Annotated in this window: 15 protein-coding genes and 3 pseudogenes; 3 read left to right on the plus strand and 15 right to left on the minus strand. The window is 45.1% G+C overall.

Features of this window, described 5'->3' with window-relative positions; genetic code table 11:
* Window positions 1-243: 243 nt before the first annotated feature.
* From HNQ34_RS05080 to HNQ34_RS05095, 4 genes are all read right to left on the minus strand, one after another.
* Complete coding sequence (locus tag HNQ34_RS05080) at window positions 244-1,041, minus strand: ABC transporter permease subunit (RefSeq protein WP_183252250.1); 798 nt, start codon at window positions 1,039-1,041, stop codon at window positions 244-246.
* 12 nt (window positions 1,042-1,053) lie between these two features.
* Window positions 1,054-1,926 carry an ABC transporter ATP-binding protein gene (locus HNQ34_RS05085; protein WP_183252252.1) on the minus strand — a complete coding sequence of 291 codons (873 nt, stop codon included), beginning with the start codon at window positions 1,924-1,926 and terminating at the stop codon, window positions 1,054-1,056.
* A 108-nt stretch (window positions 1,927-2,034) separates the two neighbouring features.
* Window positions 2,035-3,750 (minus strand): assimilatory sulfite reductase (NADPH) hemoprotein subunit, encoded by a 1,716-nt coding sequence (gene cysI, locus HNQ34_RS05090; protein ID WP_183252254.1) that lies wholly within the window; start codon window positions 3,748-3,750, stop codon window positions 2,035-2,037.
* Window positions 3,751-3,761: 11 nt separating this feature from the next.
* Window positions 3,762-5,537, minus strand: a complete 1,776-nt coding sequence (locus tag HNQ34_RS05095) for an assimilatory sulfite reductase (NADPH) flavoprotein subunit (RefSeq protein WP_183252256.1) — start codon at window positions 5,535-5,537, stop codon at window positions 3,762-3,764.
* A gap of 710 nt (window positions 5,538-6,247) precedes the next feature.
* Here HNQ34_RS05095 and HNQ34_RS05100 point away from each other — a divergent pair.
* Window positions 6,248-6,994 (plus strand): IS3 family transposase, encoded by a 747-nt coding sequence (locus HNQ34_RS05100; protein ID WP_183252258.1) that lies wholly within the window; start codon window positions 6,248-6,250, stop codon window positions 6,992-6,994.
* Window positions 6,995-7,237: 243 nt separating this feature from the next.
* Window positions 7,238-7,369: pseudogene (locus HNQ34_RS05105) on the plus strand (IS4 family transposase); the annotation flags it as partial.
* A 411-nt stretch (window positions 7,370-7,780) separates the two neighbouring features.
* Here HNQ34_RS05105 and HNQ34_RS05110 read toward each other — a convergent pair.
* The 7 genes and pseudogenes from HNQ34_RS05110 to fabZ form a co-directional block, all read right to left on the minus strand.
* A pseudogene (locus HNQ34_RS05110) lies at window positions 7,781-7,939 on the minus strand (IS701 family transposase); the annotation flags it as partial.
* A gap of 2 nt (window positions 7,940-7,941) precedes the next feature.
* Window positions 7,942-8,271: pseudogene (locus HNQ34_RS05115) on the minus strand (sugar transferase); the annotation flags it as partial.
* Between the two features lie 15 nt (window positions 8,272-8,286).
* Window positions 8,287-9,171 carry a UTP--glucose-1-phosphate uridylyltransferase GalU gene (galU, locus tag HNQ34_RS05120; RefSeq protein WP_183252261.1) on the minus strand — a complete coding sequence of 295 codons (885 nt, stop codon included), beginning with the start codon at window positions 9,169-9,171 and terminating at the stop codon, window positions 8,287-8,289.
* A gap of 106 nt (window positions 9,172-9,277) precedes the next feature.
* Entirely contained in the window at window positions 9,278-9,556 is a 279-nt protein-coding gene (locus HNQ34_RS05125; protein ID WP_183252263.1) for a hypothetical protein, read from the minus strand.
* 200 nt (window positions 9,557-9,756) lie between these two features.
* Window positions 9,757-10,368 (minus strand): hypothetical protein, encoded by a 612-nt coding sequence (locus tag HNQ34_RS05130; RefSeq protein ID WP_458294268.1) that lies wholly within the window; start codon window positions 10,366-10,368, stop codon window positions 9,757-9,759.
* Between the two features lie 554 nt (window positions 10,369-10,922).
* Window positions 10,923-11,279, minus strand: a complete 357-nt coding sequence (locus tag HNQ34_RS05135) for a hypothetical protein (protein WP_183252267.1) — start codon at window positions 11,277-11,279, stop codon at window positions 10,923-10,925.
* Window positions 11,280-11,388: 109 nt separating this feature from the next.
* On the minus strand, window positions 11,389-11,826 hold the full coding sequence (gene fabZ / locus HNQ34_RS05140) for a 3-hydroxyacyl-ACP dehydratase FabZ (protein WP_183252269.1): 438 nt from the start codon (window positions 11,824-11,826) through the stop codon (window positions 11,389-11,391).
* A 73-nt stretch (window positions 11,827-11,899) separates the two neighbouring features.
* Between fabZ and HNQ34_RS05145 the strand changes: the two genes are divergently transcribed.
* On the plus strand, window positions 11,900-12,283 hold the full coding sequence (locus tag HNQ34_RS05145) for a hypothetical protein (protein WP_183252271.1): 384 nt from the start codon (window positions 11,900-11,902) through the stop codon (window positions 12,281-12,283).
* Window positions 12,284-12,324: 41 nt separating this feature from the next.
* Here the strand turns inward: HNQ34_RS05145 and HNQ34_RS05150 are convergent, their stop codons facing one another.
* The 4 genes from HNQ34_RS05150 to mreB all read right to left on the minus strand — a co-directional run bounded on the left by HNQ34_RS05150 (window position 12,325) and on the right by mreB (window position 15,408).
* A complete protein-coding gene (locus HNQ34_RS05150; RefSeq protein WP_183252273.1) occupies window positions 12,325-12,576 on the minus strand; it encodes a DNA-directed RNA polymerase subunit beta in 252 nt (83 codons plus the stop codon).
* Window positions 12,577-12,591: 15 nt separating this feature from the next.
* Window positions 12,592-13,440, minus strand: coding sequence for a flagellar hook-basal body protein (locus HNQ34_RS05155; RefSeq protein WP_183252275.1), 849 nt, complete (start codon window positions 13,438-13,440; stop codon window positions 12,592-12,594).
* 24 nt (window positions 13,441-13,464) lie between these two features.
* Complete coding sequence (locus HNQ34_RS05160) at window positions 13,465-14,301, minus strand: flagellar hook-basal body protein (RefSeq protein WP_183252277.1); 837 nt, start codon at window positions 14,299-14,301, stop codon at window positions 13,465-13,467.
* Between the two features lie 105 nt (window positions 14,302-14,406).
* The gene (gene mreB, locus HNQ34_RS05165; protein ID WP_183252279.1) at window positions 14,407-15,408 is read right to left on the minus strand and encodes a rod shape-determining protein; all 1,002 of its coding nucleotides are present in this window, start codon (window positions 15,406-15,408) and stop codon (window positions 14,407-14,409) included.
* Window positions 15,409-15,460: the final 52 nt, after the last annotated feature.

Genomic DNA, 15,460 nt, shown 5'->3' on the forward strand with positions numbered 1-15,460 from the left:
GAAAATACCGAAAAAAGAAAAAGCCGATTTGATTTTTGCGGATACGGTAGCGATGATTAAGCCGAAGAAGGACAAGAAGAAAAGCTAAAAGGAATCAGAAAAGGATAAATAAGGGCAATATAGAAATATAAGGGACAAAAAGCGAACTTTAGTTGGAGGTTGCCTTTTTGTCCCTTTGTAAAAGTAAATTTATAGTTAAACAGTAAATTTAAAACATATATACAACGCTAGTGGTTTACACCTCTAAACAACAATATCTTTCTTTTTATATACCACATATGACATGGCAACGCTAATCAAAATGACAACTGCCATAACAACTACATATAACGGCTCTAGTTGTTTGTCGTTAATGATTGGAGCTGCGTCCACATATTTAAACGGAGTGAAATATTTCAGAAATTCTAAGTCTTCGGAAATGCCTGCCATGACATGAAGAAAATAAGCAGCCAAAACAATGCCGAGCGAAATGGAAAGAATATTTCGCGTTTTTCTCATCGATGCGGAAAGCAAAAAAGAAATCGCGCCAAACGTCAAATGAAGCAACATAGTCGCAACGACAAGCAAACTAAACGTCGAAACCGGAACGTCCGGGTTTTTAGCAAATTGAAAACCAACGATACTTGCCATCGTCGAAACACCGTTAAAAATGAGGATATTGACGAACACCGCCAGCAACTTTTCAGTGACGATACGGCTTCTTGTCACCGGCTTGGATAGTAAAAACTCAATCGTTTTTTCATTTTCTTCCTTTGCCAGAATGCTAGATGCCAAAATCGCCGAATAAATGCTGCCTAACAACGTCGTCATCATGTAAATTTCGACCGCATAAAATCCTAACAATTCTCCCATATTTAGTTCATTCATTCCGAACACTTTTTTCATTGATTCCGGATACGCTTCAAGCAATTTCGTCATTTCTTTTTGCTGCTGGGCAAACTGAGGGAAAATGCTTAACGTCAATAAAATGAGCCCGCTCATCACGACGCACCAAATGACTAATGCCTTCATATTCCACTTCCATTCTCGCATAAAAATCATCGTTCTCCCCCCTCACTTCTCATAGTAATGCAAAAAGATATCTTCCAACGTCGGTTCGCTAATAACTACGTCTTTCAGCGGCAAGCTGTCTAGCTGGTGAATAAGCTGCTTTACATCGCCTTTATAAAGCATCGTTATTTCGTTTCCGTTCACTTCTTTTTTCACTACACCGTCTAAATGAAAATCTGACTGTTGCCCTTGTTCTAACACAATCGTTACGTACTTCAAATTTTTTTTCGTTAAATGTTCGACCGTTTCGACTTGGACAAGTTTTCCTTCTTTAATAATCGCGACTCGGTCGCAAAGCTTTTGCACTTCGGAAAGAATGTGAGAAGAGAAAAAGATCGTCGCTCCCTTTTTTCGTTCCTCGAAAAGAAGTTCAAAAAACGTATTTTGCATGAGCGGATCAAGTCCGTTCGTCGGTTCGTCTAAAATGAGTAGCTTCGGTTCGTGCAAAAGCGCCTGCACAATCCCGACCTTTTTCCGATTTCCAAACGAAAGGTCCTCGATTTTTTTATGCAAGTCTAAATCTAACCGCTCCGCTAACGTTTTTATTCGCTGTTCGTTTGCTTTGTAAAAACGAGCCGAATACGTGAGCAAATCAATAACTTTCATATCGTCGTAATAATGAATTTCCGACGGTAAATAGCCGACATGTTGCCGAATTTCTTTCGCATCTCTCACAATATCTTTCCCAAAAATCGTCGCACTCCCGCTTGTCGGATAAATAAAGTTTAATAGCGTGCGAATTGTCGTGCTTTTTCCTGCACCGTTCGGACCGATAAATCCAAAAATTTCGCCTTCTTCAATCGAAAACGTAATGTCTTCAATCCCGCGATTTTTTTTGTACATTTTCGTTAACTGGCGAATATCGACAACGTTCATATCCTCGCCTCCCGTTTTGACTCACTAGTCAATTGTAGCATATGGAATTTTGACTCATAAGTCAATTGTTGAATGGTAAAAAAAGAGAGTCGCCATTCAACGACCCTCTTACTCATGAAAATTCGTTCCATCCGTTACTTCTTTCACGATGCCAACACGGATGACGAAGTCACCAAAATGCTCGCCTTCGAAACGCTCTTTTGCATAGCGAGAAAGAAGAACGCGAAGCTCGTTTAAAATTTCTTCTTCCCCGATATTTTCGCGATACAACTTGCCAAGGCGGCTACCGTCAAACGCCGCGCCAAGATACATATTATATTTGCCAACAGATTTGCCAATAAACGCGATTTCTGCCAAGACGTGGCGAGCACAGCCGTTCGGGCAGCCTGTCATGCGAATCGTTATTTCTTCGTCACGAAGCCCGTTTTCCTCCACAATTTCTTCAATCTTATCAAGCAGTTTTGGCAAATATCGCTCCGCTTCCGCCATCGCTAATCCGCACGTCGGCAAAGCGACACACGCAAGCGAGTTGCGACGAAGGGCGCTGTAACGCTTGCCGTCCGTCAAGCCGTATCGCTTAATCAGCGCATCAATTTCTGCCTTTTTCTCGCTTGGTACGTTAGCAATCACTAAATTTTGGTTCGCAGTCAAGCGAAAATCGCCTGTATGAACTTTCGCAATTTCTCGCAAGCCTGTCATGAGCGGATAATCATCTGTATCCTTCACCCGTCCGCCTTCGACAAACAACGTAAAATGCCACGTTCCGTTCACGCCTTCGACCCAGCCATAACGGTCACCGTTATGTTCGAAATGATAAGGGCGCGCTTCTTCTAGCTTCCAGCCAAGGCGTCGTTCTAATTCTGCTTTTACTACTTCCAAACCAAGCCGGTCAATCGTGTATTTAAAGCGGGCATGTTTACGCACCGAGCGATTGCCGTAATCGCGCTGAATCGTGACAACTTTTTCCGCCACGTCAATGACTTGTTCCGGCTTACAAAAACCGATCACTTTCGCCAACTGCGGATACGTCGTGCGGTCGCCGTGCGTCATTCCCATCCCGCCGCCGATCGCTACATTAAAGCCAACGAGTTTTCCTTGTTCAACAATCGCGATAAACCCGAGGTCTTGCGAAAACACATCGACATCGTTTGACGGTGGAACAGCGATACCGATTTTAAATTTCCGCGGCAAATAAAGCGGGCCGTAAATCGGTTCTTCCTCCACTTCCGGAGTGCCGGCCACTTTTTCTTCATCCAACCAAATTTCGTAATACGCCCTTGTGCGCGGCAATAAATGGTCGCTTAACATTTTCGCCCATTCATATACTTCCGCATGCACTTCTGATTGGTACGGATTCGGATTGCACATGACGTTCCGGTTGACGTCGCCACATGCCGCTAACGTCGTAAGGAGCGCATCGTTAATCGCTTGAAGCGTTTTTTTCATGTTCCATTTCAATACGCCATGAAACTGAAATGCTTGTCGTGTCGTGAGCTTCAACGTTCCGTTCGCATATGTCCGCGCCAATTCGTCCATCACAAGCCACTGTTCTGGTGTCGCTACACCGCCCGGCGTGCGGACGCGAATCATAAATTGATAGGCGGGCTCTAATTTTTGTTTTTGCCGCTCCGCCCGCAAATCACGGTCATCTTGCAAATAGCTGCCGTGAAATTTCATTAACCGGTTGTCGTCTTCTGGAATGCCGGCGGTAATCCGATCTTCCATCGTTTCTTTCAATGTGCCGCGTAAATAGTTGCTTTCTTGTTTAATGCGCTCGACGTCGCTTGGCGGTCCATCTGGCGCTTTTAATACAATTTTTTCCATGTTTATCCCCCCTAATACACGTCGCGTTGATACCGTTTTTGTTTTTGCATGTCCGCCACATACGCTTCCGCTTGTTCACTCGTCATATTTCCTTCTTTTGCGATAATATCAATAAGCGTTTGATGAACGTCACGCGCCATATGTTGTTTGTCGCCGCAAACATAAATAGCGGCTCCCTCTTCCAGCCAACGGAACAATTCTTTACTCTGTTCAAGCATCCGATGTTGCACGTACACTTTTTCTGCTGTATCACGTGAAAACGCGACATCCATTTTCGTTAATACGCCGTTTTTCAGCCACGTTTGCCATTCCGTTTGATAAAGGAAGTCGGTCACGAAATGTTGGTCGCCAAAAAACAGCCACGATTTCCCTTTTGCGCCAACTGCCTCGCGCTCTTGCATAAAAGCACGGAACGGCGCCACCCCTGTACCTGGTCCAACCATGATGATCGGAGTACTCGGATCTTTTGGCAGTTTAAAGTTCGGATTTTGATGAACGAACACAGGAAGTTTATCGCCAATGTGTAGACGCTCCGCACAAAACGTCGAGCAAACTCCTTTGCGCAAACGTCCGTGCGCTTCATAACGGACCGCACCAATCGTTACATGCACTTCGTCCGGATAGGCTAATAAACTATTGGCAATGGAATAAAAGCGCGGCTGCAGCTTCCGCAAGAAGGAAACGAACTGTTCTGGCGTCATCTCCCAAGGGCCGAAATCGCGAAGGACGTCAAGCACATCGCGCCCTTTCATATATTCTTTTCGCTTCGCTTCCTGTTCAGCGGAAAGAAGCGCATGGAAATCGCGATTTTTCGAAAACTCCGCTAATTTTTGCAGCAGCGGCTCCGTCAACAACGTAATTTCTAAACGGGATAGTAACGCTTCTCGTAACGGTTCTTCCTCTTGATCGATGGAAACCGGCGTTTCTGGATCCCATCTCATCTCTTGAATAATCAGATCGACTAACTCCGGATCGTTTTTTGGAAAAATTCCGAGCGCATCGCCTGGTGCAAACGTAAGTCCAGAGCCTTCGAGCGATAGCTCGATATGACGTGTTTCTTTATTCGAGCCGCGTCCATTTAAGTTGATATTTTCTAATACTTCCGCTTCGAACGGATGTTTTCGTGAATAAAGCGCGGTTGGCTGTGCTTGTGTCGGTTGTGGCGCTGCCACGGAAACTGCTCCTTGCTTATCTAACTCGCTAAGCACCCCATCAAGCCATTTCGCTGCCGCTTCTTCGTAATCGACGTCACAATCAACGCGTTCATATAAACGCTTTCCACCTAACTCTTCTAACCGCTTATCAAAATCTTTTCCTGTCTTGCAAAAATGCTCGTACGACGTATCACCAAGCGCCAGTACGGAAAAGCGAAGATGATTGAGTTTCGGCGCGCGCTTGCTATGGAGAAATTCGTAAAATGCTAACGCGTTATCCGGTGGCTCCCCTTCACCATACGTACTGACGACAATCAGTAGCGTATTGATTTTTTTCAAATCGTTTGGCTTAAACTCAAGCATCGAGGAAACGGTGACGTGAAACCCGCGACTTTTAAGCGCTTCTCCTGCTTTTTCCGCCATTTTTTGTGCATTTCCTGTTTGCGATCCGTAAAGAACGGTCACTTCCTTAGATACTGGTTCTTCTAGTTGTACAACTGAACCAACCGACTGCGTTGCGGCTAAATACCCGCTCAGCCAAAGCTTTTGTGCTGGTGTAAGCGTCGGCCATAATCGGTTAAGGAGTTCGACTTGCTCCTCGCTAAATGGACTGTTTGTTACGTGAAATTGCAACGATCTTCACCTCTTTGCCTTAGCATCGATCATATTTCCATTATTCCTATAAATTAAGTATGGTTTATTACTACACTTTACTCTAAAACAGAAAATTAGTAAAATAAGTATAAATTATGAAAGCCATTAATATTTCTAATAATTAAGAAGAGAATGAGGCTTGTACTATGAAGAATTAAAAAACGGTCGTGACTTTACGAAAACAGCGGAAATTTTTATCGCAGCCAAGCGTCAGTTTGCACATTAAAAATTTAGAAAAGTTAGGAAATAATGTGAAAACCCGGAAAAATCCGCAAAAATTTTGCACATTATTTCCGAATCCGCCTGAAATAATTTGAAAAAGAGATTCTGAAATAATGTGCTCATTTACACCGAGTCCTAGACTCATTTTATATAAATGCGATTTGGAGCTTTAACGTTTTCGTCTTTTATGGAGTAATCGGTATGTTTCGACTGTCGAGTGACCGAACAACACCGCTTCCAGACAAATGCATTTGTCTGTGAAGCGGTTGGTTGTTCGGTCCTCTGTCACGCGAAGGCGTGACGAAGGCAAGTCACAGACTTGCCTCCGACAGTCGAAAAAATAGGGACTCTGCTTTTTCGTCAGCCATAAGTTAAACCTCCCAGTTGTATTTATATAAAATATGTGAAAAACTAAATATTTCAAGAGCTGGTTACTATAAATACTTGAAAACAAAGGGAAAGAAGAATTGAAGAAAGATCAACAATTAAAAGAATATATCTCCCTTATTTTCCATGAACACAAGGGAAGATACGGTTATCGGAAAATTCACGCCGAATTAAGCCAGCAATATCAACTGTCCGTGAGTGAAAAAGTCGTGCGGCGACTAATGCGGGAACTAGGATTAAAATGTCAATCGCGTATGAAGAGAAAACAACCAGTCAAAGTGAAAAAAGCAACTTCAACTGGATATATTTATGAAAATCTATTGAAGAGAGACTTTTCTACGACACGCCTAAATGAAAAATGGGTCACAGATGTTACAGAAATTGCCGTGGATGATAAAATGCTATTTGTTTCTGCCATCATGGATTTACACAATAATGAAATTATCGGTCATCAGATTTCACCAACACACGATGTTCAACTTGTGGAAGATTCTCTATTATATGCGTTGGAAATTAGAAACATCAAGGATTCCTTAATTCTTCATTCAGATCAAGGAACGCCGTATCAATCAACAAGATGGAAAACGCTGATGGATACATTTTCGATTACACCAAGCATGTCGAGAAAAGCGAATGCGCTTGATAACGCATGCATAAAAAGCTTTTTCTCCTACCTCAAAACAGAGATGGAGCAGGATTTGCAACATACGAAAAGTGTGGAAGAGGCAACGCAGCTTATCTATGATTACATTCGCTATTACAACCACCAACGTATACAAGGTGTTCTTCATTATCAAACACCGGTTCAATATGCAAAGGCCAGTTAAAAACGAGCACAAGTGGGCTACATTTCCTCCTTCTCGTCTTACCTACCTCCCCTCAGAATTCCGTGGGGCTGTCAAGTGCTTTCCTTGACAGTTCCACGGGGTTCTGAGACTCTGAAAAAAGACGAGAAAAGGAAAGAAACCAGATCTTTATCACTCTGATTCCTTCACGTTAACTGAATTTATACTGTCTACTTTTCGGATCGCAGTGCACATGTTGCTAGAACAGGAAAACGAACGAAGCGTGCCCTCACCTTCATTTCTTTCGTTCGTCGCTTTTTATCTGGGCAACTTCCTCTCGAATGGAAATCAGAGATGGCAGCTACCTTATTTGAGTATGCCCAAATTTTCGGGAGAAGTATGCCTAATTTTGGATAATCAACAGTCGTGAATTAATATTTCTAACGTTTTCAAATTTCCCATCACCTTCATACTTCTATATTTTCACTTTCAACAACTGTGCTTCTTTGCTTTTCCCTTTTTTTCGTTATGAATCCTATGAGATCGAGAATTAAACGTGCAGCGGTGTGTTTTTGCTAACATAAAATTCAGCCACTTCGCTCGTAAAAACGTGAGCCACTCCATTTCCAGCGAAAACACCGTCTTGATATGGAGTGAGAGGCATGATAGGCTTGTTGCCTATCGAAACACCTTGATGTGTCGCCTTTCGAGTGAAATCATGCCTCTAGAGGCTCCATGTCAAGACGCCCCAGATTTACCATTTGTCAATTTTTAAGTGGCTCACAAGGATGTAATCGGAGTGGCTCAAAATTCAATTAGCAAATACAGGTCTTTCGCTTGACGGAAAAAACATTCGATCGACCAACACTCGGCATAGTAGCGCAAGATGTCTTCGTCGCTTAGCTCCCAATCGGTGCTCAAGACGCAATGAAGATGTTCCGGTGTCATCGGTTGATCGGCTTTCCAAACAAGTAGCACCACCGCATTCTTAAATATTTTTGATAAAGCTCTTTATCCGCTTTTAGCTTTTCCTCCGCATTGACGATCATCGAACGGAATTTGTAAATATAAAATTTTTCCCCGTTTTTGCCAACACGGACTTGTTTAAAGAAAATCGGGCCTTTCGAATCACCAAATAAATAAAAGATGCTGATCAGCAAAAAAAGCGGGCTTGATACAATAAGCCCAATGATTGCTCCGACAATATCAATGATTCTTTTTGTGATGGCGTATAGTCTATCTAAACTTTGAAAGGACGTATATTCTTCTACTCGTTGATTAGAAACGACTGCTTCCTGCGCGGTATTCATCTTCGCCAACTTCCCCCATCTCCTTTACTTCTTTTCTACTTTTGCTTCATTCAATATCCGTTCCATAAATTGAATTAAATCTGTTCTTAATTCCTCATTCTGCATCGCAAACTCAATCGTTGTCTGGATAAACCCTAACTTCTCCCCAACATCGTACCGCTTGCCTTCGAACTCGTAGGCAAACACCCTCTGAATCTCATTCAGCTTTTGAATCGCATCGGTCAGTTGAATTTCTCCGCCGGCGCCGGTTTCTTGTTTTTCGAGGAATAGAAAGATTTCCGGTGTGAGTATGTATCGTCCCATAATCGCCAAGTTCGATGGCGCTGTGCCGGACGCTGGCTTTTCAACGAATTGGCGCACTTCGTAGCGGCGCCCTTTTTGTTCGAGCGGGTCGATAATGCCGTAGCGGTGCGTTTTGTTGTCAGGCACTTGTTGGACGCCGATGACAGAGCTCCATGTTTGTTCGTATTGGTCAATAAGCTGCTTTAAGCACGGCGTATCGGCTTGAACGATGTCATCGCCAAGCAGCACGGCAAACGGCTCATCGCCGATAAAATTGCGCGCGCACCAGACAGCATGTCCCAATCCTTTCGGTTCTTTTTGCCGTATGTAGTGAATATCGACTCTCGACGGTTCTTTCACCTTTTCGAGCAAGTCGAATTTGCCTTTTTCGATTAAGTTTTGTTCTAGTTCAAAGGCGTTGTCGAAATGGTCTTCAATCGCGCGCTTTCCTTTTCCGGTGACGATAATAATGTCTTCAATGCCCGATTCGATCGCTTCTTCGACGATGTATTGAATCGTCGGCTTGTCCACGATCGGAAGCATTTCTTTCGGCATTGCTTTTGTCGCCGACAAAAAACGTGTGCCAAGCCCGGCGGCCGGGATGATTGCCTTGCGTACCTTTTTCACTTCATTCCCTTCTTTCCTTCTCGATTTTTTCATGCGAACCGACGTATCGGCTACCGCGAGATAAACGATACGTCGATGCGCATAAAAAATAGCCCCGTTTTGGGACTTATTCCGATGCTTTAAACTTTAACCCGATGATCTCTTTTTCATGTTTTAACAATTTGTCGATCATCGCGTCTGTTTTATGTTGAAGCTGTTTCAAAGACAAATCAACAAATTGCTTAAAGCCGATCAATTCGGCATGGATGAACGTTTCATGATATTTTCCTGCCCGCATTTCTTCAATTTGTTCTTGTATTCGTTCAAAACGATTGAGCTGCTCATAAATCGGCTGCAATTCTTCTTTCAACACGGAACGAAGCAACTCTTTTAACTCTTCGCTCATCGCTCACACCTCCTCACCCTTTGTTCCATTATAGCACATTTATCCAAAAGTGATAAATAAGAACATTTAGGTGTGAACGCAGTTTTCATTCATGCCATGTTTTGAGCTCATCTTCCCTTCGCTGCTTTGCGTATTTTTCAATAGACTATCGGTCGATAAACGATATCGCTGCGCACAAAAAAACGGCCCCGTTTTGGGACTTAGTTTGGCAAATGCGATTTTAAATTTAGAATTTGTCTTTCATGTTCGATCATTTTGTCGAACATAACATCTGTCCGTCTTTGTAAATACGTGACGGTTAAATCAACGGACTGTTTCATGCTTGTAAGATCATTCAAAATATGCGCTTGATTGTTTTTCGAAATGCGCAGTTCTTCGAGGATCTTTTCTTGCGTCCGCTCCACGTTTCCGAGCGATTGCTTCATGTCGGCCATCTCGTTTTCTAGTTTTTGTTGGCCGATTTGAAGTTTGGCCACGTCTTGTTGTAATGCCTGCTGGCCGGCTTGCAGCTGCGCTACGTCTTGCTGTAATGCACGTTGGCCCTCTTGCAGTTGCGCTACGTCTTGTTGTAATGCACGTTGACCCTCTTGCAGTTGCGTCACATCTTTCTGGATTTGGGAGACTGTGCTCTCTAGTGCACGCTGGCCGGCTTGTAGCTCTGCCACGTCTTGCTGTAACGCTCGTTGGCCCTCTTGCAGTTGCGTCACATCTTTCTGGATTTGGGAGACTGTGCTCTCTAGTGCACGCTGGCCGGCTTGTAATTCTGCCACATCTTGCTGTAACGCTCGTTGGCCTGCTTGTAATTCTGCCACGTCTTGCTGTAACGCTCGTTGGCCTGCTTGTAATTCTGCCACGTCTTGCTGTAACGCTCGTTGGCCCTCTTGCAGTTGCGCCACATCTTGCTGAATTTGCGCGACGCTCGCTTCTAACGCTTTCTGGCCCCGTTGCAGTTCTTGCTGGGTCCGCTCCACACGATCCAATCGTTCGTGAACCGGCTGCAGCTCTTCCTTCAACACGGAGCGAAGCAAATCCTTTAATTCTTGGCTCATTTTTACACCTCCTTTGCCATTTCTTCCATTATAGCATGGTCAAAAAGAGGCAATGAACAAAAAAATAAATTGAGAACCGGGCATCTAACCCGCCCTCACACCACACCATCGACGACTGGCGTCTAAGGTGACCGGACTGTCATCGTCCCCACCCACAGCATGGCCGAATGCCCCCATTGATAACGGTAAAGAGACATCACCGAAAAGTGTAGCCGAGCGACCAGCAGGAGCTGGAGCTAGACATCACTTCAAAATTTTATACTTTCTTATTCTTAGTAAAAGAACCGGCCCCCTTTCAGCAAGCCGGTCTTTTGTGCTTATTCGTCTTTATTATCTTTATCATTCACATCTTTCGGATCTTCAATCGGATCTTCGCGGTCCGGCTGATTGTCATTTTCATCATCGCTAGGGCCGTTGTTCGTGTCGTTTCCAGGCGATAAATTTTTGTTCAAGTTGTCGTTCAGATCGTTGCCGTTGAGATTATTTCGGTTATTGGCATCATCCCTTTTGTTTACATCATCCGCCGGATTCATATCGGTATTGTTCATATCGTTGTTTTGATTGGTCGTTGGCGGCGGCGGGTTTTGGTTATCGCGATTGAAATTGCATCCTGAAGCAAGCAGCACTGCAACAACCACCCCAAATAACCGGATGAACAAAGCTTTTTTCTTCATTTGATGTCCTCCTTTCTGAATACATATATAGTCTTTGTTTATCTTGTCCAGAAAGGAAGTTTTCATGCATAAAAACTCCTCTTTCCTTGACCCGGAAAGAGGAGTTTCGTTACGCGTCTTTCTTTTCGCCGAGGGCAAACATCATTTCCGTTTCGCAGACGAGTTCACCGTCGACCGTGGCAATGCCTTTGCCTTTGCCGATCGGACCTTTCGCGCGAATGATTTCGACTTCTAAGCGAAGCTGGTCGCCCGGTTTCACTTGTTTTTTGAAGCGGCAATTGTCAATGCCGGTGAAAAAGGCGAGGCGGCCGCGGTTTTCTTCTTTCATCAGCATCGCGACCGCCCCGACTTGCGCCAATGCTTCGACGATTAACACGCCCGGCATGACCGGATATTCCGGAAAATGGCCGACGAAAAAGTGTTCGTTGGCGCTGACGTTTTTCAGTCCGACGGCGCGCTTTCCTTCTTCGACTTCTAAAATGCGGTCGACTAATAAAAACGGATAGCGGTGCGGGATGATCGCTTGAATTTGCTGGATATCAAGCATATGTATAAGCCTCCTTTTCTTTTCTCGACCCTCCGTCATGTCATATAATAGAAAGACGGGGGAGGTGAAACAGTTGTTGCTTCAATTTATGAACGAGCTGCGCGCGTTTCGTACAGAAATCAATGAGCGGCTCACCCAGCTTGAAAACGGCTTGCAGCAAGTCAACGGACGGCTCGATCATGTAGAATCGAACTTGCAGCAAGTCAATGAGCGGCTTGATCATATGGAAAACGAATTGCAAGAAGTCAAACAAGGACAAGCCGAAATCAAAGAGCTGCTTAAACATCATACGACATTAACGTTTGAAACCCTTACGAATATGAGAAAAGAGATACGAACCATTACAAACGATACACAGGCAGATATCAATCTTCTGTTTCGCGAAAATCTTCTGTTTCGCGAAGTCGAAGCCGTCAAAAGACAAGTCAATAAAGTCGAGCAGCGGCTTGCCAATTAAAGTGTATCCAGCGAAAAACGGCTGGATTTTTTTGTTGACCGCTACTTGCTTTTCGTATCTTTTTTGACAATGTCGATGATGTGCTGCCACGTCGATGGCTTCAATGCATCGAGCGGTTTGCCGTCGCCAAGGACGCCGTAGCCGATCATCGCTCCTAAAGCAGTGCTCATGACCATAAGTACGATGACAATGATCAGCCGCAGCCAAATCGGGATTAAGCGCACGCGCAAACGCTTCTTGCGCCGCTCGGTTCGTTGTTCGGTTTGTTGTTCTTCTTGGCGTTCTTCATACATGTTTCCTTCTCCCCATTACGAACGAACTCCGTTAATCAGCCCCAGCATTTGATCGGAAATGGTGATCGACTTTGCATTCATTTGATACGCGCGCTGCGTGATCATAAGGTCGGTCATTTCTGTCCCTAAATCGACGTTCGATTGTTCAAGCGCCCCTTGCTGAACGCCAATTTGCGTTCGCGCGTTTCCGGCCATATTTACCGCGACATCCGCTTCTGTCACGTTAAGCGCCGCTAAGTCCGGAAAGGCAAATAAGTTGTCGCCCACCGATTGCAACAGCTGCGGACGCAATACGTTCGTCACGCCGAGGTCGACCGTTTGCGCGATATTTCCGTTCGGAGCGATCACTTTGAGCGTGCCGGTGTCGGAAATCATGATGTCTTTAAACCCGTCTTGAATGACGATCGGTTCGTTAGCGCTATTTAAGACCGGGTAGCCGTCGCTTGTCACAAGCATAAGTTCGTTTTGGTTTGCTTCCGACGGGCTTAAGTAAAAGGCCCCGTCTCTCGTATAGCGGATGGCGCTCGTTCCGTCCGCCGCATCGACAAGAACGCGGAAAAATTGCCCTTCTTTTGTCAAAGCGATATCGAGCATCCGGCCTGTCTGCATGAGCGGTCCTTGCTTGATAACGAGGTTCGTTTCCGCCAGCTTCGCCCCAACGCCGCGGCGGACGCCTGCTGGTGTTAGGCGGGCGGCTTGATCGTCTGGCAAATTGTCAAATTGTTGTACTAATAGCTCGCCAAAGTTTGTTTCGCGCCGTTTAAATCCGGTCGTGTTGCTGTTGGCGATGTTGTTGCTGATGACATCAAGCTGCTGCTGCAATTGGTTCATCGTGTTGGCAGCAGTCATCATGGAACGTAGCACGTGTTAATCCCTCATTTCCCCGAATTATTTTAGACGGCCGATCTCGTTAACAGCCTTGTCCATGCTTCGGTCATATGCTTGCAAAATTTTTTGGTTCGCTTCAAACGCGCGGTAAGCCGACAGCATATCGGTCATCGAACGGGCGACATCAACGTTCGAGCGCTCAAGAAACCGTTGCTTCAATTCGTATGTGACATTTGGATTGCCCACCGCGCTCGGAAGCAGGCCATTTTCGCTGCGGAATAAGCCGTTTCCTTCTTTGACGACAGCGTTCGGATTCGCCGCAAACGCGACGTTCAACCGGGTGATACGAGTATTATTTTCGATGATCGTACCATCCGGCGTTACGGTAAAATCTGCGCTGTTTAAACGAATGCGTTCGTTGTTTTCGTCAAGCACATAAAACCCTTCGTTCGTCGTTAAATATCCTTCGGCATCGCGCGTGAAATTGCCGTTTCTTGTGTAGCGTGTGTCCCCGTTTCCATTTTGGACGACAAAAAAGAGCGCACCTTTTGCTCCCGTTTCGGCATCGACTGGAACTGTTCCATCGACAAGCGCGATATCGGTTGGCTGTCCCGTTTCTTTCACGTCGCCTTGCAAAAAATTCGGAATAAGTTCTTGCATGTAGGCACCTGTATGAATCGAACCGATCGTCGCTCTCGTGAAAAACGAGCGCGGTTCTTTTGTCGGAATCGTCGTTTCCCCAAGGCGCGAAAGCAACAATTCTGGAAAAGAGCGCAGCGCAGCTTCATCCGCTTTATACCCTGGCGTATTCGCGTTTGCGATATTGTTCGTTAACATTTCGACGCGCCGCTGTTCTGCTAACATGCCGGCGGCCGCCGTATAAAATCCCCGCAACAAAGGCAGTCACCCCGCTTATTCATGCATACTTACCTACTATTATACGGCAAATGAGCAAAAAAACGAATAGGTACGTTGAGGAAACGATACCCATTCGCTTTACTCTTATATAAACCTCTGTTTTGGCGCCCGATCGATATTATCAAGCATAATGCCCGTTCCGATTGCGACGCAGTCCATCGGATTTTCTGCGACTAACACCGGTACTTTTAACTCTTCCGCAAGCAATTGGTCAATGCCGTGCAATAAAGCGCCTCCGCCGGTTAAAATGACGCCGCGGTCGATAATGTCCGCTGATAATTCTGGCGGCGTGCGTTCTAACACGCTTTTGGCGGCTTGTACAATGACAGACACTGGTTCGCGCAGCGCTTTTTCAATTTCAGCCGAGCAAACAGTAATGGTGCGCGGCAATCCTGTCACAAGGTCGCGGCCGCGAATGTCGATTTCTTCGTCGCGTGCGCCTGGGAATACGGTTGCCACTTGAATTTTAATTTCTTCGGCCGTCCGTTCACCAATCAACAATTTGTATTCACGTTTAATATAGTTTAAAATTTCTATATCGAACTTGTCCCCAGCCATTTTAATGGAAGAGGCGGTGACAATATCGCCCATCGAAAGGACGGCAACATCTGTCGTGCCACCGCCAATATCTACGACCATATTTCCGCACGGCTGGAAAATGTCCATTCCTGCACCGATCGCCGCTACTTTCGGCTCTTCTTCCAAATATACTTTTTTGCCGCCGCTTTTTTCTGCCGCTTCTTTAATCGCTTTTCGCTCAACCGAGGTGATGTTCGTCGGACAGCAAATTAAAATGCGCGGTTTGGCGAAAAAGCCTTTTAAATCGAGCTTATTTAAAAAATGTTTTAACATCGCTTCCGTAATATCAAAGTCGGCAATGACGCCATCTTTGAGCGGCCGAATGGCAACGATATTCCCAGGGGTACGCCCAACCATTCGTCTTGCTTCTTCGCCGACAGCCAACACTTTATTCGTATTTTTATCAATCGCCACAACAGACGGCTCATTTAGCACGATTCCTTTTCCTTTGACATAAATCAGTACGTTCGCTGTACCGAGATCGATACCGATATCCCTCGCAAACATGCATGCTCCTCCTTGCTTTCAATCCATCGAATTGCTCCTAATTTATTATTTT

Origin of the sequence: Anoxybacteroides tepidamans, from assembly GCF_014201465.1 — a bacterium.
Classification (GTDB): Bacteria; Bacillota; Bacilli; order Bacillales; family Anoxybacillaceae; genus Anoxybacteroides; species Anoxybacteroides tepidamans.